The following is a 21,785-nucleotide window of genomic DNA, read 5'->3' as shown; positions in this document are numbered from 1 at the left end:
TAATTTTAATAATCTTTATCTCTAACAATTTCAAGATCAATTTTTCCAAATTTGTCTATATCAATTATTTTAACTTTAATTTTCTGCCCTTCTTCTAATTTTGGAGGTCGAACTAATCCTGCATTACCCCTTATATTGTCCCCACTACCACCAAATCTGGAATATCTATTACTATTCCCAAATCTTCCAGAACCATACTTGCTATCCCTGGATTTCAAGCGAGTACTTAAAAATCCTTCCTTTGTAGGAGTAAGTTCAATAAAAGCCCCAAAGCTATTAATCTTTTTAACAATCCCTTCATAAATTTCACCTACCTTTGGTTCCCTTACAATACTCTCTATTTTTTCCCTAGCCTTTTGCATCTTAAAATCATCATCGCCGAAAAGAATAATTTTCCCATTTTGTTCAATTTGAACCTTAACTTCAAATTCATCTGTTATGGCCTTAACAGTTTTCCCAGTAGACCCTATTACAAGAGATATCTTGTCAATATCAACTTGTAGCTGAACAATTTTAGGAGCATATTTAGATATACCAGCTCTTGAATCCGGAATCACGGCATTCATAATAGAGAGTATATGCATTCTTCCTATTCTTGCCTGTTCAAGAGCATCCTTCATTAAATGTTTAGTAACATTTTCAATCTTAATATCCATTTGAAATCCAGTAATTCCATTTTTTGTACCAGCAACTTTAAAGTCCATATCTCCTAAATGATCCTCTTCTCCAAGAATATCACTTAAAACTACATATTTATCCCCTTCGCTAATAAGCCCCATGGCTATTCCTGCAACTTGCCTTTTAACAGGAACCCCTGCAGACATTAAAGACATACTCCCAGCGCAAACAGTAGCCATTGAAGAAGATCCGTTAGACTCCAAAATCTCAGAAACCACTCTAATAGTATACGGAAAATCATTTTTTCCAGGCACCATTGATTCTAAAGCTCTTTGAGCCAAATGGCCATGGCCAATCTCACGCCTACCAGTCATAAGTCTACCAGTTTCACCAACTGAAAATGGAGGAAAATTGTAATGAAGCATAAAATTAAGACGCTTATCACCATCAATATCATCCATTATTTGCTCATCGATACTTGTACCAAGAGTAGTTACCGCTAAAGCTTGCGTCTCCCCTCTTGTAAAAAGTGCAGATCCATGCGTTCTATTTAAAATATCAACTTCTGCAAGAATATCTCTTATCTCATTAGGAGCTCGACCATCTGTTCTAATCATATCGTTAAGAATAGAATTTCTAACAATCTCTCTTTCAAAATCATCAAAGGCTTTATGGAAAAGAGACTCATTGCTCTCAGTCAATTTCTCAAGAGAAAAAAAATGCTCATAAGATTTATTTCTCAACAAAGTTATAGCTTTATCTCTATTAAGCTTTCCCTTAACAAAACAAGCTTCTTTAAGGTCAGCATAAATAAAATCCCTAAGCTCCTCTTTAAATTCAAATATTTTTTCTTCAAAAGCTAAAGGAAGCTTTTCTTTTTTCCCTACAATATCTAAAAATTCTTTTTGAGCATTGCAAATTTGTTTAATATATTCATGTGCAGCATCTATTGCTGACAACAAAATATCCTCACCAACCTCATTAGCGCCGCCTTCTACCATTGTAATTCCATTTAAACTTCCTGCAACAACAATATCAAGATCAGAATCATGAATCTCTTCAAACGAAGGATTTACTATAAACCTACCATTCAAATAAACCATTCTAACAGCTGCAATTGGACCATTAAACGGAATATCTGATAAAAAAACTGCCGTAAAAGCAGCATTCATTCCAACAATATCAGGAGGATTGAGCTGATCTGTAGCTAAAGTTGTAGGAATTACTTGAATTTCTCTACCAAATCTTTTATCAAAAAGAGGTCTCATTGGTCTATCTATTAATCTAGAAACAAGTATTTCTTTATCTTTGGGCTTTCCTTCTCTTTTGATAAATCCTCCTGGGATCTTCCCAGCTGCATAATATTTCTCATTATATTCAACAGAAAGCGGAACAAAATCTAAATCTTCTCTTACATTGCTTGAACAACAAACAGTTGCAAGAACAGAAGATCCTCCATAAGTTGCAAGAACCGATCCATTAGCCTGCTTAGCCATAAATCCCGTCTCAAATACCAACTCGTCTTTGCCTATTTTCAACTTTAATATTTTCCTCAAAATTCAACCTCTTTTTATTTTCTAAGCCCAAGCTTAGATATCAATATCCTATAAGCTTCTAAATCTTTTTTCTGGTAATACCGCAATAAACTTCGTCTTTGCCCTACCAACTTTAACAAGCCCCTTTTTGAACTGTGGTCTTTTTTATTTATCTTTAAATGTTCAGTTAAATACTTTATTCTACCTGTAATAAGTGCAATCTGAACCCCAACAGAACCAGTATCGTTTTCATTTTTCCCAAATTCAGAAACTATTTTTTGCTTTTGCTTTTTATCTATCATAAAGCAACTCCTATACCATTATAGCAAAGCTCTAACAACCTATTGCTATAATTTAAATTAACTACTATGATAGATTATAATCTTTTTTCTAAAAAATCACAAAAACAATTTACCTTTTTAAAATTATTTTTAATAATAAACTATTAAATTGTTTAAAAAAAATAAAATTATAATATAACAACATATTTATATTTATTCAAACCTATTCCTTGAATGACCGCTAATACTTCCTCTTCTCTAGATTTTAAAACCTTAAATTCATTAATATTGACTTGAATTTCAACGTAAGCCCCATTTTTAACAAGGTTTACCTTGTTAGAATCAATGTAAACCTTTTCAAAAATTCTTAAAGATTCTAAACTAATCAAGGAAGCTTTACTCAAATTTTCACACAACGTGGAATCTTCTAATCTAAACATACCTACCTTAGTTCTTTTTAAATTGCTAACATAAGCGCAAGTATTTAAAGAATAAGCTAAATCTCTTGCAATGCTCCTAATATAAGTACCTTTTGAACAACTAATTTTCAAACTAAGCAAAGAAGAAGCACAATCGTAACTTAATCTTTGAATATCATAAACATTTACTCTTCGCTTTTTAATTTCAAAAATCTTTCCATTCAAAGCAAGTTTATAGGCCCTGCTGCCATCAATATGAACAGAAGAAAATCTAGGGGGACTTTGATAAATCTCTCCCACAAAATCTTTAAGCTTTAAATCTATATCCTCTAAATTGGGAATATAATCTTTTTTATCAACTATTCTTCCATTTGGATCAAGAGTATCTGTTTCTAATCCAAATCTAAATTCTGCTATATACTCTTTATCTAAAGAAATAAAATAGCTTGCAAGCTTAGTATATTTTCCTACAAGAGCAATTAAAATTCCACTTGCAAATTTATCAAGCGTACCAGAATGCCCAACATGATTTGTATTAAAGTACTTTTTTATAGGAAAAAGAGTTTCAAAGGAAGTTTTGCCTTGTTCTTTATTAATTAAAAGGAATCCGTTTTCCAAATTTAATTCTCTCTTGTAATATTTAATCCTTCGATTATTTTATTAACATAAAACGATTTAGAAAGAGAATCATCCTTAACAAATAATAATTTAGGAGTACTTCTAACTTTAATTCGCTTAATAATTTGACTTTGAATAAATCCCTTAGCATTATTTAAAGCTTTAACTGCATTATCCAAAGAAGCACCCTCTTTGATAGAACCAATAAACACTTTGGCATTTATTAAATCTTTTGAAAATTCTACTTTAACCACAGTCAAAAATGAATGAATTCTGGGATCTTTAATTCCCCTACCCACTATTAAATTGCCAATTTCTTGAGCAATTAAACTCTCGAGTTTAAATTTTTTTATATTCTTATACATAAACACATATAAATAAAAGCAATGCTAAGTTTTAAAAGATTTTTTTACCCTTTTTACCTCAAATGCTTCAATTATGTCTCCTTCTCTAATATTAGCATAGTTGTCAATCATAATACCACACTCATATTGTTCAGCAACTTCTTTAACATCATCTTTAAATCGCTTTAAAGATGAAATTTTACCAGAATGTATCTGCAAACCATCTCTCATTACATTAGCAATCGCATCTCGTTTCATTAAACCCCGAGAAACATAACAACCGGCTATTACCCCAACTTTAGGAACATTAATTACAGCTCTTACTTCAGCAAAGCCAATAAACTGCTGCTCAATATCTGGCTCAAGCATACCCTCAAGAACTGATTTAACATCACTTATAGCATCATAAATAACATTATACTTTCTAATTTCAACTTTTTCCTGATCTGCAAGTATCTGGGCTTTTACAGTAGGTCTTACATGAAACCCAATAACAATAGCATCGCTTGCTGAAGCAAAGCTAATATCTGTTTCAGTTATTACACCCACTGATGAGTGCACAACTCTTACTCTAACCTCATCGTTTGTTAATTTTTCAAGAGAATTCTTTAAAGCTTCGACTGAGCCTTGAACATCTGCTTTTAAAATTATTTTAAGTTCTTTAAGCGCTCCTTCTTTAATTGAATCATAAAGATTTAACATAGTAACTTTCTTTACATTTTTAGAAGATTCATACTTTTTAAGATCTTGTCTTTTAGAACTGATCAATTTTGCTTCTTTCTCAGTTTTAGTTACTTGAAAAGGATCCCCAGCCTGAGGCATTGAAGAAAATCCTAAAACACTAATAGCTTTAGCGGGTCCAACACTCTTAACAGGAACACCCTTATCACTAATTAATGCCTTAACTTTACCATAACACGCTCCACCCACAAAAGAATCTCCTACATAAAGGGTCCCATCCTCAATAATAACAGAACAAACTATTCCTCGCCCCAAATCAATCTTGGCATCAAGTACTTTCCCAATAGCTCTTTTAGATGGGTTTGCCTTTAATAACATCATATCTGCCTGCAAAAGAATCATATCAATAAGCTTAGTAATTCCTATATTTTTAAGAGCAGAAATCAACACAAAAATAGTGTCTCCCCCCCAATCTTCAGGCACCAAGTCGTACTCTGAAAGCTGATGTTTAATTTTATCAGGATTTGAATCTGGCAAATCAATCTTATTTATAGCAACAATAATCGGAACATTTGCTTCTTTTGCATGATTAATAGCCTCAATAGTTTGAGGCATAACTCCGTCAATTGCTGACACAACAAGAACAACAATATCTGTAACTTGAGCCCCACGACTTCTCATCGTGGTAAAAGCTTCATGACCAGGAGTATCTAAAAATGTTATTTCTCGATCATTATAAACAATAGTATAAGCTCCAATATGCTGAGTAATGCCGCCAGATTCTGTTTGATTTATATCTATATTTTGAAGCACAGAAAGTAGTTTGGTTTTACCATGATCAACATGTCCCATTATTGTAATAACAGGGGGTTTTTCAATTCTTTTGCTATGATCTTCTATCTCTTCTTCTATAACCGTTTCATCATAAATAGAAACAACATTGACTTTTGAGCCATATTCTTCAACTAAAATAGTTGCCGTATCAGAATCTATCTTTTCATTAATAGTTACCATTACGCCCAAAGCCATTAATTTGGCAATCAAATCAGAAGATTTTAAATTCATCTTTCTTGCAAGATCAGAGACAGTAATGCTACCCATAATGTCAATTGATTTTGGAATAGGGTTAGCTAAATTTTCTCTTTTCTTTTTTTGAAGTTGTTCAAAAACCTTTTGCTCAATTGTCTTACTCTCAGTTTCTGCTTTTTTCCTCTTATAGCTTTTTTGACTTTCTTGTTGCTGTTTTTTCTTCTCACCAAGCTTACGATTTAATTCTTTACTATTCTCAGAATCTACTGAAGACGTGCTGCTAACAATAGAAGGAACTTTGGCTTTTATAACTCTTCTAAAAGACATGGGAGCAGTATATTTATTTTGAGGGTTATTTTTGGCAACATATGTTTTCTTTATCGAACCTTGATATTGAGAAGCTAAGCTGTCTCTGCTTTGTGCATACCCACCAGCTCTGTTGTCTCTGTTTTGTGCATACCCACCAGTTCTGTTGTCTCTGCTTTGTGCATACCCACCAGTTCTGTTGTCTCTGTTTTGTGCATACCCACTAGTTCTGTTGTCTCTGCTTTGTGCATACCCACTAGTTCTGTTGTCTCTGTTTTGTGCATACCCACCAGTTCTGTTGTCTCTGTTTTGTGAATACCCACCAGTTCTGTTGTCTCTGCTTTGTGCATACCCACCAGTTCTGTTGTCTCTGTTTTGTGCATACCCACCAGCTCTATTGTCCCTATTTTGTGAATATTCACCAGTTCTGTTGTCTCTATTTTGAGAATATCCAACTTTGTTGTTGTATTTATGCAAATCATCAATAGAACTATTTGAATTATTTTTACTGCTTAAATCGTTATGCGTTACAATCTTTACTACTTTCTTTCTTAACTTAATAATCTTAATTTTTTTACCATCTTCATTTTTATTATTATCAATATCTTTCGACAAACTTACTCCTCCTCAAACTCGAAACTAAGCCCTATTTTACAACCCGGACAGGAGGTCATATTTTCATTAATAACAACACCACATTCAGGACAAAGAAGCTCTTCCCCTTCACCTTCTTCTATTTTTTCCATAGACTCACCATTGTCATTGTCATTGTCATTAGAAATTATTATCATCCCCTCTTTTAATATTTTGTTAATTTCTTCTTGTTTTTCATAACTTACTCCAAGGTTAAAAAGCAGTCCCTCATCTGCTTGTAAAAAATTGTTAATATCATTAAGTCCCTCTTTTGATAAATTAGAAATCACAAAAGAATCAAGCAATTTAAGATCGCTTATTTTACTAATCTCCTCAAATTGTTCTTCTTCAACAACATCCTGCATAACTTTATCAAACATTTCAAGTGTTTCTTGCTTAAACTCTGAATTAGCTTTCATTTCTGCAAATTGACTACTGGTTTTAACATCAATAGCCCAGTCAAGAAGTCTATTAGCAAGCCTAACATTTTGACCCATTTTACCTATAGCAAGGGAAAGTTGATCATCACTAACGACTACTAAGGCCTTATGTAAATCCTCATCAAGAATATAAACATGCTCTATCTTAGAAGGGGTCAAAGAATCTTTTATAAATTCTTTAATATCTTTACTATAAGGGATAATATCTATTTTTTCTCCTTCAAGTTCCTTAATTATAGATTGAATTCTAACACCTTTTTGTCCTATGCAAGGACCAATAGGATCAATCTCTTCTTTTTCAGAATAAACAGCAACTTTAATTCTGTAGCCCGGATCACGAACTATTTTATGAATCTTAATAATGCCTTCTTCAATCTCGGGAATTTCAAGTGCTAAAAGCTCTTCAATAAACTTTGGATGAGTTCTAGAAAGAATAACCTCAATACCATTTTTACCCTTTTTGACATTATGAACTAAAACTCTAATCTTATCATTAAGGCTATAAACTTCCCTTGGCGACTGATACTTTTTAGGAATTATACCATCAGTATTACCAAGATTAACATAAAGATCTCCATTTCTATTTTGTTGAACATACCCAATAACAACCTTATTCAACTTGCTTTTAAATTCTGATAAAATCTCATTATCCTCAATTCCTTGTAAATCATTTTTGGTTCTTTGTTTTGCAACCTGAATAGAAAGCCTATCAAAAACTTTAGGATCAATTTCAATGTAAGCATAATCACCTTCTACAATATTTTCTCTTGAGATATCTTTTTCCAATATTTCAAGCAAAGAATCTTTCACCTTTTCTACAATTTTCTTTTTTGCATAAACCACCAAATCCCCAGTATCATCATCAAACTTAATAAAAGCATTCTCATTACTCCCAAAATACTTTTTATAAGCTATTAATACTGATTCTTTAATTGTTTTTCTAATAGACTCTACGCTCATACTGCGATCATTTGCAATACTTACAATCATATGTCCCGTGCCCTTTATCATCCAAAATTCCTCCTTAAACTAGTCTAGCCTTCTTAACATCACTATAAAAAACATTTAATTCTCTGCTATCTGTTTTAAAAATAAAACTTTTTAATTTTGCTTCTAAGATAAAACCCTCTTCAAATTCATTATCTAGCATCAACTTAATCTTTTTACCTTCAAAAATTTGGAACTCTCTGTCACTTTTTATCCTTCTACCTATTCCTGGTGTAGAAAGCTCTAAGGTAAAATTATATTTAAGATTTGCTTCCAAAATTAATAAAATCATCTTATGCAAATCAGTCATCAAATCAATACCTAAAGAAAAATCTTTACCATAAAGAACTATTTGAATTTTTCCGCCATTTTTATTTCTAAAAATATTAATTTCTAATATTTCAACATTTAAACGCTCTGCTAAATTTTTTATTAAATTATAAACTTCATTATTTTTATCAAAACATTTAATCAACTATATTCCTAAAAATAATAAGGTTCTTTTAAAAGAACCTTATTAAATACATAACTAAACCTTAAATCAAGGTTAACACTTGAAAAAAATAATGTCAATATTAAAGCAAATTATAAGATTTGGCCAAAGAAAGCCTTATAACATTATAAGCTCCACATTGCATAACAAGGTCTTCACAGATACACATAGATGTTCCTGTGGTAACAATATCATCAAGCAAAACAATCTTTTTAAATTGGAAATTTTTATACTTTGATCTTAATTTAATTTTATTTTCAAGATTTTTAAATCTAAGATTCCCTTTCATTAACTTCTGACTTTTCCCATACTTTCTTGAAAAAATATTCATATAATTAAAACCAAAACGGCTTAATAAAATACCAATATATTCCATGTGATCAAAACCATAAAATAATTTTCTTTTAAAGCTACAAGGAACAGTTACTATTTGATCAAAATCAATATTACTTAAACATTTAGCAATTCCACTTGCTAAAAATCTGCCAATTGATTTTTGACCATCTCTCTTATAAGACAAAATTAAAGATTTATAATGCTCTTTATATTCAAAAAAATAAATTAAATTCTCATCAAATTTAATTTTAAAATTAAAAAGCGATTTGCATTGGTTGCAAAGAGCATTTGAAGATACATATCTTTTTCTACAAAAAACACAAAAAGGCAAAAATATACTTCTTAAAACACTTAAATAACTCATACTAACTAGACTGAGAAACAACTTTTAAAACAATTTGATTTAGCAGCTCAATTGACTGAAAAGGGGTAATATTATTAATATCTATGTTAGAAATAAATTTTTTCAACTCTAAATACTCATTTAATTTAACATGAACATCAGCGTCATTTTTCAAGATCTCTTTATCACAACCATTAGAAGAAATATAAGGAATAAATTCCAAACAAGAGCTACCCTCTCGGCTCAACAAACTTTTTAGAATAGCATTAGCCCTGTCTATTACCCTTAAAGGAAGTCCTGCTATACGAGCAACATAAATCCCATAAGAATTAAGAGATGGTTTTTCTTCAACTTCTCTTAAGAAAATAAGATCATTACCTTGCTTTTCAATTTTCATTGAAAGATTGATAAAAGCTTTATGATTAATAGCCGATAGTTCATGAAAATGTGTGGCAAATAAACTTCTAGCTTTAATATGCCCTAAAATATATTCTATAATAGAATAAGCAATAGCAAGTCCATCGTTTGTACTAGTACCTCTTCCAACTTCATCCATAATTATTAAGCTCTTTTCTGTTGCATTTCTCAAAATATTAGCTGTTTCGTTCATTTCAACCAAAAAAGTAGATTCCCCTTTAGCAAGATTATCACTTGCTCCAATTCTGCAAAAAATTTTATCTGTAATACCTATTACAGCATTAGAAGCTGGCACAAAAGAACCTATATGTGCCATTAAAGTAATTAAAGCTACTTGACGCAAATAGGTTGATTTACCCGCCATATTAGGGCCAGTAATCAAACAAAAATACCCTTCTTTACTAATCCTTACAAAATTTTCAGTAAAGATTTCGGTGTTTTTTACATAACGCTCAACAACAGGATGACGTGACTTGTCAAGAGAAATTTCTTTATCTTCTGTCAACACAGGTCTTTTATATTCATTTTTTTTTGCCAAATACCCAAAGTTAACAACCAAATCAATATATGCAAAAAATTCTGAAACCTTTTTAAGAACTTTATTATGCTTAACAATATTTAATGCTATTTCATCAAAAATTTCCTGTTCAAAAGCAACCACGCTGTCCTCAGCATTATTAATATCCACTTCAAGAGAAATAAGTTTTTCTGTTTTATATCTTTTTGAAGAATTTAAAGTTTGGCTTTCAATAAAATGTGTTGGCACTTGAGCATAATTACTCTTTGTAACTTCAAAAAATAATCCCCTATTATTAGTTTTTCTAATCTTTAAATTATTAATCTTGCTAAGCAGTCTCTCTGATTCAAGATATTCATCAATATATTTATTTGCATTAATCTTTAAATCTTTTAAACTATCAAGTTTTAAATCATAACCTCTTTTAATAAGCTCATCTGATGAGCTTGAAATTGCACTCTTTATTAAAAAACAAACTTCAGAAATATTATCCTCTTCAGACTTATCAAAATCCCAATAATCAAAATTATGTTTATCAAATAACTTTTTTACCAAAAAAAATACAGAAAGTGCTTTTTCAATAAATAAAAAATCTTTTTTAAGATATCTTTTCATCTGAATCCTAGATATTATTCTCTCAATATCCCATATATTAACAAAAGCTTCTCTTAAAGTCACAGTTAGGCTAATATTTTTGCAAAAAAATTCAACATGATCTAGCCTAGTATTGATTTCAGAAATATTTAAAATTGGATTTAAAATAAATTCACGCAAAAGCCTCTTTCCCATTGCGGTTTTACAATCATTTAAAACAGAATATAATGAGTGTTGAGAAGAAAAATCTTTATTATTTTTTACAAGCTCAAGATTCACTTGAGTTACATCATCAAGAAACATATGCAAAGAATCATTATTAATATCTATTTTATCAATATTGCTTAATAAATTTTTTAAATTATTTTTTATATGATTTATAATGAGAAAAATTGAAATGTAATAAGGTTTCTCCTCATCAAAACCAAGAGAACTCAATCCAAGTATCTTAAAATGATCCTTTATTGCTTTTATTGCAACATCCTTGTCAAGATGCCAATCAGGGACCCTGTTAATTAAAAACCGACTAAGATTAAGCTTCTCTGAGTATTCATAATAAAAGTTCTCAGAAATTATTATCTCTTTAGGAGAGTATTTCTCAAGATCCCTTTTAAGTTTTTCAAAAAAACTATTCTCATAAAACATTATCCCAAGACTAGAAGTAGATAAGTCTATATAAGAAAACGAATAATAATTTTTGTAATCACTAATAGCAACTAAATAGTTATTAACGTCATCATTTAAAAAATCTTCATCAATAATAACACCCGGGGTTATTACTTCAACAACCTCTCTTTCTAAAGGCCCACCTCCAGAAGCAGGATTAGACACTTGTTCACAAATTGCAACCTTTTTATCAAACAAAATCAATTTTCTTATATATTCCTTGCTAGTATGGTAAGGGACTCCACACATTGGAACATTTTCTCTTTTTGTCAATGTTAAATTAAGAAGTTTACTTGCCTCAATTGCATCTTCGAAAAACATTTCATAAAAACTTCCTACTCTAAAGAAAATAATAGAATCTTTATATTTTTTTTTGATATCTAGGTATTGCCTCATCATTGGGGTAACATTATTTTCCATATATTTCCTAAATAATATTGAATTATAATTGATATTATAAAATAAATATATTTCAATTAAAAATAAAGAATATAAAATGGGAAAAGAACTCTATCTAAAAGTAATATTTTATACAATTAAAATAACCCAATTATTGGCAAGTTGACTGTTTTAATGAACATGAACAATAAAAAAATTTGCAGTCTAATTACAGCAAATTTAATAAAGGAAAAGTCTTAAGGATTTTTATTATCCTTTTCTAAAAGATACTTAACAACACTGTCTGTTATATCAACAGTGCTGTTATGATAAAGAATATACGGATTATTTTTTTTCATGATCAAAGAAAACCCATTAGCTTCTGCAATATATTGAATACCATGAAGTATTTTGCTTAAAGCTTCACTATTATTGTTTAAACTATTAATATTAGCCAATCTTTGTTGTTCTAAATTATTCTTTGCTAAACTAGATATTCTCTTTATCTCATCAACTTTCAAATTATACTGGTTTCCAAAAGATCTTGCATTATCTAAATCATTATCGGCAATTGATTTATCATACATCTGCTTCAAATTCTTGAGCTCTAAATTTAACAGATTTATTTGCTCTTGATACCTATTTTTTATTTGATCAAGATTAGCTTTCAATTGAGGATTTAAAACTTCAATCACAATCCTATCAAAATCAACAATGCCTATTTTAATAACATCTATTGAAAAAACATTTAAAGACAATAAAAAAAACAATGGTAAAATCAAAAAACACACAAATTTCCCTATAGTATTATATCAGTATCTCATCTCAATTCCTAAGAAAAATTTAAATCCAGAAAAATATTTATAATAACTGTTAACTTTATCATTGTCAAAATAAAAAGGATAAGCTATTACAAAAGAAAGTGGCAACTGAGGCAAAAGGCTTCTAATTCCAGTTCCCCAGCTAAAAGCAAAACTACTAAAAGGTCTAAATAAAGAATTTTCTTGCCCTTCTAAAGAATAAGAAGCAAAATCTATAAAAAAAACATCCCAAACTAAAATATTTTTTAACAAAGGAATAGATATTTGAACAGTATTTACAAAAGAACTATAAATATTTTTCAAAATCCCCCAACCTCTAGCCTGCATAAAATTTTCACTAAGAACTATATGATGATGGGGTTGAATTTCAATTTCAAAACCATTGCCAAGAGGAGGCAATATATTTGAATAGACACTCCTTAAAGTTAAAATAATGTCAAAATAAGGACTAAAAACATCCTCATATCCTAAAAGAGAAAAATATCTTTCAAAGGTTGTAGCTGATTTAATAAAATGACTCTGACCAAATAAAAACCCGCCGAAAAAATCAAACTGCTGCTTAAGTAAAAATCCATTATTAGACAAAGAAGTAGAATTTCTTGTATCCCAAGCCGCACTCAAACTAAGAGAATTTTCAAATCTAAAAGTCTTATAATTATCTCTTAAATAATAATTTGAAGGCCTGTTAACCTCATTATCATAAAAAACATATTTCAAAGCAGTTTGCAAAGTCCCAAGAAGAGTCTGCTTACCAAGATAATTAGAAAAAGTATATCCTGTAAATCCTCCAAAACTAAGTTTAAGCAAAGAATAATTCATAGCATTAAAATCGGAAAAGCTTTTGGCATCTCGATATTCTTCCCAACTTGTAAATGGATCAGGAACTTCCCTTTTGCCAGAAAAAATAGGTCCATTAATATCCTGATAAGCAGTATTAACAGAATGTGAAAAATCTACAAATCCACCTACGGTCCATCTTTTTTGAAAAAACCAATTATCTCTAAATGTTAAACTTAGACTTTGCTCTAAAAAAGATAAATTTAGTCTTGCAGCAAAATAATAGCCTTCGCCCAAAAAATTAGAAAGCTCCCATTGTCCAAATACTGAGAATGGGAAAGAAGAATTTGAATTGCCTCCAAAATTCATACCAAATCCAAAATTACTTGTTGCTCGCTCCTCAATGTTTAAATTTATTTTCATAAGCCCTTCTGTATTGCTTGGAACAATGTCAGGGATTACGTTTGAAAAATAACCAAGCTGTTGTAAATTTACCATGCCCATCTTAAACTTATCCAAGCTAAAAACATCTCCCTCTTGAAGGGGAATCTCTCTAAGTATTACATGTGAGGCTGTATTTTTATTTTTAGAAACAGTAATAGACTCAATATGAGCTTTATCCTTTTCTAAGATTTTAATTAAAAAATCAACAAACTCTCCTCTTATCTTTTGTGAAGGAATAATTTCTGTAAAAATATACCCTTCCTTAAAATAACTTTCCTTAATTTTGATAAAATCCTGCTCAAATTTAGAATTATTAAAAATATCGCCTTCTTTAAAGGTGATAAAACTTTTTAATTCTTCCAAACTAAAAACTGAATTACCAAAAATTTCAAGCTTTCCAAATCTAAAAACATTGCCTTCTGAAAGAAAATATTTCAAAAAAACTTCCTTTTCTAACCTTTGAGAATCTTTAAGAGAATCTTTAATATCAACAGTACTATTTATAATCTTAATATCAATATATCCATTATTTTTATAAAAAGACTCTAATTGTCGCTTATCCTTATCAACATTACTTTTTAAATATTTACCATCTGAGAAAAGAGATACTACTCTTGATGCTAAAGATTTTCTCAAAGTACTACTTTTAAAGCTTAAATTTCCTTCAAAATCAATACCTTTAATAACATATTTGGGCCCAGCTACTATCTTAAAAACAATATCAACTAAATTTCCTTCTTCCTTGATTTCAAAATTTGCAGAAACCTCAAGATACCCCATATCTTTATACATCTCTTCAAGCTTGTTAAGACCTTTGTTAACACTTGCAAGGTTTAAAGGCTCATTAGTTTTAATATTTACCTTCTCAACAAGTTCACTATTCCAAAAAACTCTACTGCTATCAGAAAAAACAACAGAATTAACCAAAGATTTCTCTTTTACAATAAATGTAATAAAAAGATCCTCACCATCTATTTTGAAAATCGGCTTAATAAGCCCAGAAAAATAATCAAGAGAATAAAGATCGATTTGCAATTTATCAAAAATTTCATTAGAATATGCTTTACCAATGTAAGGTTTTAAGATATTAATAAAATCTACCTCTTTCTTATTCTTAAGTCCTTCAAAATTAATACCCTTTATTATTTTCCCTTTGTAATTTTCAACTTGAGCAAAACCAAAAACAACAAAAAACATTAAAAAACTTATAAAAAATAAACCTCTAATTGAACCCATCTTAACCTCTTAACAATTTAATATTTAAATTTCCAAGAAATACCTATATTATTTCCTATTCCATCTAAACCTTTTTTCATAAAATTGTAATCAAACTCATAATTAACCAAAAAAAATGGAGAATCAAACTCAATACCTAAATTAATAACAAAATTTAAATCTTTTGAAAAAGGGGTCATTTGCTCTTTTAAAAACCCAAAACCCCCACTAATAAAAACACCCTCAACAAGATATTTCCCGACCTTAACGCTTGTATTGTCAAGAACATCAACAAAAGTAGGATTTCCAATTTTAAAAAAATTACTATTAATAGAATTTTTCAATATATCTGTCTTTATACTCAACAAATCTAAGTTTAATACAGAACGCATATAATCTTCAATGGGTTGAATTAAAAAATCAAGAGCAATGTCACTTACTATTCCAATTGCCATTTCAGCAGCATTAGTCCCTGCCGATCGCAATCCCCCTTCAGACCCCCCCCCCATTGTTGAACCTGAAAGCAAATATTTAATCTCCTGTTCAGTTCTAGAAGGATAAGACATAAACTCAATTTTCCATAAACTCAAAGGACAATCAATACCTATTGTAACAAGCAGCTTATCATTTCTATCTTTAATAGTATTTGTAGCCTCTGCTTTTATCCATGGATCAAATTTAGTTCTGCTCTCATTAAAGGAAATATAAGAGCCACTTTTAAAGATAAATTTTTTATTATTATAATTAACAAAACCACTTGCAATATTCAAATCTCCCTTAAGAATAAAATCATCTGTTTTTGTATCAGATTTTATTATAAGCTTATCCCCTCTTGAAATAGTAGCTTGTAAAAACGAAATATTACTATCTGGCCAATGAAAAGTAACGCCACTGTCAAAATTTATCTCAAGATGGGTTAAAATATCAAAATCTCGAATATTAACATCAACTGTTTGCGCTTTTTTTACTTGCTTGAAAGGATTTATCAATAAATTAACAATAGAACTTTCAAGGGAATAAACCCAAGCATTTGAAACATTTAAAACGCCTTTAAACATAATTTCATCAGGATTTCCTTCAATTGAAAAATTGCCTAAAGCATAACCTGTAAAGCTTAAAGCAATTTTGTCAAACTTAATAGGAACTCCTGTTCTACCAGTCACATTAATATCTATTTTGTAATAATCAATAATAGTATCACTTAGAAAATTTAAATTTAAGCTGGTAGAAACAAAAACTTTAGAGTATCGATCTAGATTAAACTCATTACTAAAAATGATTTTATTATCCTGAATTTCAACTGGCACATCAAATATTTCTAAAACCCTATCACCACCAAACTTTCTAAAAGCTTTTAAATACTCAGTACTTATTGATCCTTTTTGAATATTTAAACTTCCATTAATATTAGGATTATACAAATCTCCATCAATATTAAATTCACCATTTAAAACAAGATCATAAAGAATAAAATGGGTGTCAATATTAAATAAAAAATGTGAATCTAAAAAATCTTTAGTTATTATTTTTGAATCAAATTTAATATCTTTAACATTCCCAAGAATTTTATTTTTAATTATTTTGCCTGACGAATTAAAACTAAGAGGAAAATAATCTTTTAAAACAAAACTATATTCTCCACTATCATAATGATATAAAATATTAATAAGATCATAATCAATCGAAGTCATATTAAATTTTTCAAAATCATTGCTAAACTCAACTGTAAGATTAGATAAAAACTCATTTTTATATTTAATATCTCTAAAAGAGAATTCGCCCTCTGTTTTGGTTTTCAAAATTCCAAATCGATCTTTGTCTCTACTTTCAAAGTTTCTAAAATTTGCACTAAACTTATAAGAAAACAAGTCGCTATTAAAGACCATATTAGACACACCTATAGAACTGCTCAGATCATATCTTAGGCTGCCAGTAAGAAACTCTTTTTTATTGCGTTTAGCCCTTATATCATATATGTTAAGTTTATTGTCCAATAATCCTAAATTCAGAGAAAACTGAACAGGAATGCCTAATAAAATTAATTTATCGACCTCAAGATATCCGCTCAAAGAATAATTTTTAAAATCATTGTTTTTAAAATTTAGTAAAAAATTACCATTGACCTTCCCCTCTAAAAGGGACAAAGAATTAAAATTGCAAAAATCTAAATCTTGGAATTTAAGCAAAAAATAACTTCCATATTCATCAGAATTAACCCCTAAAAAATATCGTTCTGAATTTACGCTAGAAAATAGATTCAAACTCCCATTAAAATCATCTTTTAAATTGAATTGTCCGTATCCTTGCAAATTTGAAAGTTTGTTTACAAACTTAACATCAGAAATGTATAACTTATCATATTCATATAAACCCTTAAAACCAAAATTAAAATTATAAGCGGGCATTTTAGAAACTTTTATTATATTAAACTTATCTATTTTAAATTTCAAATCATTATTAATACCTAAATAGTTTCCATGAGAATTTATATTTATCAAAAGATCAGAAGTTTTATTATAAACCTTAAAACCATTAACATTAAGAGCATAAATTATTTTAGAATCAAAATAATTTATATCTAATTTAATACCAAGAGGAGATTCTCCAACAATAAACTTATCTTTAAGATTCACATTAAAATTCAAAAGATAACTTTTGTCCAAATAAGAAAAGTTCATACCAATATAAAACCCACTTTCAAATAACTCAACAAATAAATTAGAATGCAAATTGTAATCATTGTACTGTAAATCAAAGTTATTTGATTTGTAAAAATTTTTTTCTCCACTAGCATCAAATATGAATCTGAAATTATCTAACTTTGAAAATACTATAAAATTAAATTTTTTTAATCTATTTTTATGATAGTCAAATTTGTTTAAATCAAAATCAGAAACTAAATTTAAATATTTACCTGAAAATAAAATCTGGGGAAAAAAATTTATTAAGTAAGAACTAGGAATGACTTCTTTTAAAAAAAGCAAAGGAAACTCTTTAATGCCTAAACTAAAAGAAAATTCCTCATCATTAAGATCACCCTTTAAATAAATTTGAGAATTTTTATTTTCTAAATAAATCAAATAGTCAAAAAAAACTTTATCCTTTAAAAAATAAGTTTTTAAGCTTAAATTTTGAAAACTAAGATTTCCAAGGCTAAAATTATTAGACTTAACTGAAAAAATATCCTTATCTTTCTTAAAATCCAAATACCCATTTAAGTCGTTAAAGTTTAAAATTTTTGCAGACTTAAAGCTAAGGCGTCCTATTGGAAGCAAGTCTTTTAAAGAATAATAACCTTTATAGTTTACAACTCCCCTTTTGAGCTTTAAAAAAGCATTCTTAACAATTGCAATGCTTTCATCCCCTTTGATTTCGAGTTGTAAACCTTGAATTTCTTTACCTATAGTATCTACATTTAAAGAAGAATTTATTATCCCTGCATATCTTAAATCTTTATCTTTAAAATCATAAGAAAATGCCACCTGCCCATTTAAACTTATATCAAAATAATCTTTATAAACTTCAAAGTCTTTGTTTAACTTAATCCAATTTAAAAGATTAACATTAAAAAATAAAGCATCTAATCGAATAAAACCATTAGCTTTGTCATAACTTAAATTAAAATCAAAATTCTCCCTTCGTAAATTAAAAATTTTTAAATTTCCTTTTGAATAATTTATTTGGAATCCTTGCTCAAGAAAAGAAAAATATCTTGTTTTAAATTCAAAAAAACTAAAATTAACATAACCATCCTCAAAGCCTTTTTTAAATTTTCCCTCAAAATAGAAAGTTGAATCTAAGATTCCATCATCAACTCTTTCAGGCGGTAAATTAATTTCTAAATTTTTAAAAGCACTAAAATCAATCACAGAGCTAAATAAAAAATCTTCATCTACGGTGCTTAAGGAAAAATTTTTAACTTTAAAATTCAACCAACTATTATTATTAAGCCTAATATTAATATTGATATTTTCTAAATTAATATTTAACCTATAAAGATAGTTTAAAACTTTATTAAAAATTACATTTCTCTTATTGTAAGCACTGCTAGAATTTGAATCATCAAATAAACCAAAATCACTTATATCAAAATTCAAATTACTCCCTTTAACATAAACATTTAAAATAATATTTTCATCACCTAAAATTAATTTAAACAGATTTAAATCTACCCTAACGACATCCATTAATATTTTATCTTTTCCATCCAAGCTTAACTCTAAACCGTCTATTTTAATAGATGATAAAAAATACGGTGAAATTTTATCATATTTAATCTTAAAGCCAAATTTTGACTCAAGATATTTTACAACAAAAAACTTGGCAGAATAAATTTGAACTTGAACAAATAAATTAATGGAAAAAATTATTAAAACAAAAACAAAAAATGCTAAAATCAACAATAGAAACGATTTATTTTTCAAAAATCCCAAATTCATACACTCATATATTGATAATTATTATTATATAATAATTATCAATAACCTAATTATTGACGCCAAAGGAAAGGAAGAAAAAATATTTGTGATTAAAATTTTAAAAAACTTTTATTGCATAGAGGGAATTGATGGAAGCGGGAAAACAAGCATAATTAATAAACTAAAAGCTCTTTGCGACGATAAATCAAGATATTATTTTACAAAAGAACCATCAAGCGGAATAATTGGAGAAATGATAAAAAAGCAATTAATGAATTTTAAAAATCCTCTAAAAGAATCAACATTTGCATATCTTTATGCAGCAGATCGACACGATCATTTATATAAAAAAGGTGGAATACTAGAAATTTTAAAAACAAAGTCCATAAAAATAATAACCGATCGCTATTTATTCTCATCAATTGCCTATCAGGGAGAATTAGGATATGAATTAAATAAAAATTTTCCACTGCCTGAAAAAGTATTCTTTATTGAAACAGCTCCAAACATAGCTTACGAAAGAATACAAAAATATAGAACACAAAGTGATCTTTTTGAGCTTGAAAGATACAATACTTTTGAACAAATTGCTCTAAAGTATTCAAAAGCATTAAAAATCCTAGAAAAAAAAATTGATGTGATTTACCTTAATAATTCAACAAAAGATAATTTAAATAAAAACGCAAAAAAAATTTTTAATCTAATAAAGTTCTAATATAATTAATCGTATGATTAATTATATTTTCAAAAGTATAACTTTTCAAATAAGTTTATTTCTACTCCTTTTAATAGCAGTTGCAAAGATAAATGCATTGTCCAAATTTTATTATGCAGAACAATGGTATGTAATCTTTAGCGCTCAAATGAAAAAAAACCCTGAAAACTATAAAAAAAATATATTTTTTCTTCAAAAAGCCTTAAAATACCCATTTGGAAATCCAAAATACTCACTAACTAAAATAGAAACAAAAGAGCAATGGACAAAATATAAACTTCTTTTCAAAATGCATGTAAATCTGCTCCTAGTTAAACAAAACTTATATCTGGGAAATTTATTTGACACAAGAAATTTATATTTTTTCAAAACTCCAGAAAAAAATGGAATTATTCTCAATTTAGAAAAATCAAAAAAAATATATAAAATGGCTATTAACTACTACGATGAAGCGCTGAAATACCATAAAAAACTTGAAAGCTACAAATTTATCAAGCTAGAAACCGATGGAATAACAAATTGGGAAAACGAATATCACAAAATCTCTCTTAAAGAGTTAGATTACTATGACATTATCAAAAAAGAACTACTAAGAATTGACGAAACTAAAGCATTTTTTGAAAAAAGTTTAAACTATTTTTAAAAAAATTCTTTGCCATCTTTGGAAAAAAAAATTTTATTTATATAATCCTTATTTAATGAAAACTTAAAAACAAGATCTTTAAAATTTTCTTTACTCAAGATACTATATTCTGAAAAAAGAGTTATTAATGCTCTTTCTGCTAAAAAAGGTAATTCTATAATATTTCTCAAAATTTCAGCCCTAAATTCACACATTTTTTCGCTATTTAAAGAATTTACAAAATTGGAATTTTCAACATCAGTACTTAACTCTACAATTTCATTTTCAAGAAATTTTTTATCTCCTTGTGAATACAGTAGAGCAAATGGCTTTAAAAAAGAAAAAAAATATTCTTTACCCACAAGATAATGATGCATTGAACATCTTGTAGCATAATTTGGATAAATAGCAGATTCAATATCTTCGTCACCACCAACAATAAGCAAAGGATCAAAATAAGGAGCTGGAATTTCTTTATTGTTGTAAAAATAATACCTATACGAAAAAAAAGATTCTTCCATGCAATCAATGTGACCACAATAAGCCCCAAGCTTATAAATCTTATCTGAATATTCTACCAAAAGTTTAGCAGTATCATTAAAAGACTCTTTTCTAAAATTATAAAGTAATGTGGGTAATATAAATAAAATATTCTCATTTAAAGAAATTTTATTTAAAACAAAAATCAAACGTTCATCATAAAAACATGCCTCATCAATAATAAAAGTACCACAACTAGGATTAGAAGCTATTAAGTTTTCAATATCAAACGAGCTGCTGGCAAAACCAATCTCATCAATTTTATCTTTTCCACCGCCTCTATATGGTATTACATTTTCTGGATAATCCTGAAATCTCCTCTTGTCTAAAAAATTTCTAATAAAAAATACATTAACCCTGCTCCTATTACCTTTAATAACATTGCCTAACACCTTGAAAGATTTTTTTCTTACAACAAGAGAATCTTTATAAATTTTTGCAGCATATTCTGTTTTTCCACTTCCCATAGGACCAACTACAAGAATCAAATTTATTTTGGCTTTAAAATCAAAATGACTAACAGAGATAATGTTATTTAATAATTTAGTATCTTCTTTATTAGCAAAGTCTAAACAAAAACTCAAAAATCCTCCCCGAA

15 protein-coding genes are annotated in these 21,785 nt (G+C 28.6%); 2 read left to right on the top strand and 13 right to left on the bottom strand.

Features of this window, described 5'->3' with window-relative positions; genetic code table 11:
• Nucleotides 1-5: 5 nt before the first annotated feature.
• The 12 genes from pnp to QIA31_RS04545 all read right to left on the bottom strand — a co-directional run bounded on the left by pnp (nt 6) and on the right by QIA31_RS04545 (nt 19,331).
• Complete coding sequence (gene pnp / locus QIA31_RS04600; protein ID WP_301394413.1) at nt 6-2,174, bottom strand: polyribonucleotide nucleotidyltransferase; 2,169 nt, start codon at nt 2,172-2,174, stop codon at nt 6-8.
• Between the two features lie 14 nt (nt 2,175-2,188).
• On the bottom strand, nt 2,189-2,455 hold the full coding sequence (gene rpsO, locus QIA31_RS04595) for a 30S ribosomal protein S15 (protein WP_151060444.1): 267 nt from the start codon (nt 2,453-2,455) through the stop codon (nt 2,189-2,191).
• 167 nt (nt 2,456-2,622) lie between these two features.
• Nucleotides 2,623-3,471: a tRNA pseudouridine(55) synthase TruB gene (gene truB / locus QIA31_RS04590; RefSeq protein ID WP_301394412.1), complete on the bottom strand. Its 849-nt coding sequence runs from the start codon at nt 3,469-3,471 to the stop codon at nt 2,623-2,625.
• A gap of 2 nt (nt 3,472-3,473) precedes the next feature.
• On the bottom strand, nt 3,474-3,836 hold the full coding sequence (gene rbfA, locus QIA31_RS04585; protein WP_151060442.1) for a 30S ribosome-binding factor RbfA: 363 nt from the start codon (nt 3,834-3,836) through the stop codon (nt 3,474-3,476).
• Nucleotides 3,837-3,860: 24 nt separating this feature from the next.
• Entirely contained in the window at nt 3,861-6,446 is a 2,586-nt protein-coding gene (gene infB / locus QIA31_RS04580; RefSeq protein WP_301394411.1) for a translation initiation factor IF-2, read from the bottom strand.
• A 2-nt stretch (nt 6,447-6,448) separates the two neighbouring features.
• Nucleotides 6,449-7,915, bottom strand: coding sequence for a transcription termination factor NusA (gene nusA / locus QIA31_RS04575; RefSeq protein WP_301394410.1), 1,467 nt, complete (start codon nt 7,913-7,915; stop codon nt 6,449-6,451).
• 13 nt (nt 7,916-7,928) lie between these two features.
• Nucleotides 7,929-8,366 carry a ribosome maturation factor RimP gene (gene rimP, locus QIA31_RS04570; protein WP_301394409.1) on the bottom strand — a complete coding sequence of 146 codons (438 nt, stop codon included), beginning with the start codon at nt 8,364-8,366 and terminating at the stop codon, nt 7,929-7,931.
• Between the two features lie 100 nt (nt 8,367-8,466).
• A complete protein-coding gene (locus tag QIA31_RS04565) occupies nt 8,467-9,084 on the bottom strand; it encodes a ComF family protein (protein ID WP_151060438.1) in 618 nt (205 codons plus the stop codon).
• Nucleotide 9,085: 1 nt separating this feature from the next.
• A complete protein-coding gene (gene mutS / locus QIA31_RS04560) occupies nt 9,086-11,677 on the bottom strand; it encodes a DNA mismatch repair protein MutS (protein WP_301394408.1) in 2,592 nt (863 codons plus the stop codon).
• 215 nt (nt 11,678-11,892) lie between these two features.
• A complete protein-coding gene (locus QIA31_RS04555; RefSeq protein WP_301394407.1) occupies nt 11,893-12,426 on the bottom strand; it encodes an OmpH family outer membrane protein in 534 nt (177 codons plus the stop codon).
• Nucleotides 12,427-12,447: 21 nt separating this feature from the next.
• Nucleotides 12,448-14,913, bottom strand: a complete 2,466-nt coding sequence (bamA, locus tag QIA31_RS04550) for an outer membrane protein assembly factor BamA (RefSeq protein ID WP_301394406.1) — start codon at nt 14,911-14,913, stop codon at nt 12,448-12,450.
• A 17-nt stretch (nt 14,914-14,930) separates the two neighbouring features.
• The gene (locus tag QIA31_RS04545) at nt 14,931-19,331 is read right to left on the bottom strand and encodes a translocation/assembly module TamB domain-containing protein (protein ID WP_301394405.1); all 4,401 of its coding nucleotides are present in this window, start codon (nt 19,329-19,331) and stop codon (nt 14,931-14,933) included.
• Between the two features lie 85 nt (nt 19,332-19,416).
• Here QIA31_RS04545 and tmk point away from each other — a divergent pair, with 85 nt between their 5' ends.
• Nucleotides 19,417-20,025 carry a dTMP kinase gene (tmk, locus tag QIA31_RS04540; RefSeq protein WP_301394404.1) on the top strand — a complete coding sequence of 203 codons (609 nt, stop codon included), beginning with the start codon at nt 19,417-19,419 and terminating at the stop codon, nt 20,023-20,025.
• Between the two features lie 13 nt (nt 20,026-20,038).
• A complete protein-coding gene (locus QIA31_RS04535) occupies nt 20,039-20,668 on the top strand; it encodes a hypothetical protein (RefSeq protein WP_301394403.1) in 630 nt (209 codons plus the stop codon).
• Here QIA31_RS04535 and QIA31_RS04530 read toward each other — a convergent pair.
• Nucleotides 20,665-21,771 carry a thymidine kinase gene (locus QIA31_RS04530; protein WP_301394402.1) on the bottom strand — a complete coding sequence of 369 codons (1,107 nt, stop codon included), beginning with the start codon at nt 21,769-21,771 and terminating at the stop codon, nt 20,665-20,667. The genes QIA31_RS04535 and QIA31_RS04530 overlap by 4 nt on opposite strands.
• Between the last annotated feature and the right edge of the window lie 14 nt (nt 21,772-21,785).

It is taken from the genome of [Borrelia] turdi (assembly GCF_030439285.2).
GTDB classification, from domain to species: domain Bacteria; phylum Spirochaetota; class Spirochaetia; order Borreliales; family Borreliaceae; genus Borreliella; species Borreliella turdi.
The sequence above is the reverse complement of the archived record's forward strand: the minus strand, read 5'-3'. Positions and strand labels throughout refer to the sequence as shown.

What these genes read in the sequence shown, in the direction of transcription:
- rpsO (WP_151060444.1), bottom strand. Translation starts at nt 2,455, where the DNA reads ATGATAGATAAAAAGCAAAAGCAAAAAATAGTTTCTGAATTTGGGAAA.
- rbfA (WP_151060442.1), bottom strand. Translation starts at nt 3,836, where the DNA reads ATGTATAAGAATATAAAAAAATTTAAACTCGAGAGTTTAATTGCTCAA.
- nusA (WP_301394410.1), bottom strand. Translation starts at nt 7,915, where the DNA reads ATGATAAAGGGCACGGGACATATGATTGTAAGTATTGCAAATGATCGC.
- QIA31_RS04565 (WP_151060438.1), bottom strand. Translation starts at nt 9,084, where the DNA reads ATGAGTTATTTAAGTGTTTTAAGAAGTATATTTTTGCCTTTTTGTGTT.
- mutS (WP_301394408.1), bottom strand. Translation starts at nt 11,677, where the DNA reads ATGGAAAATAATGTTACCCCAATGATGAGGCAATACCTAGATATCAAA.
- bamA (WP_301394406.1), bottom strand. Translation starts at nt 14,913, where the DNA reads ATGGGTTCAATTAGAGGTTTATTTTTTATAAGTTTTTTAATGTTTTTT.
- QIA31_RS04545 (WP_301394405.1), bottom strand. Translation starts at nt 19,331, where the DNA reads ATGAATTTGGGATTTTTGAAAAATAAATCGTTTCTATTGTTGATTTTA.
- QIA31_RS04535 (WP_301394403.1), top strand. Translation starts at nt 20,039, where the DNA reads ATGATTAATTATATTTTCAAAAGTATAACTTTTCAAATAAGTTTATTT.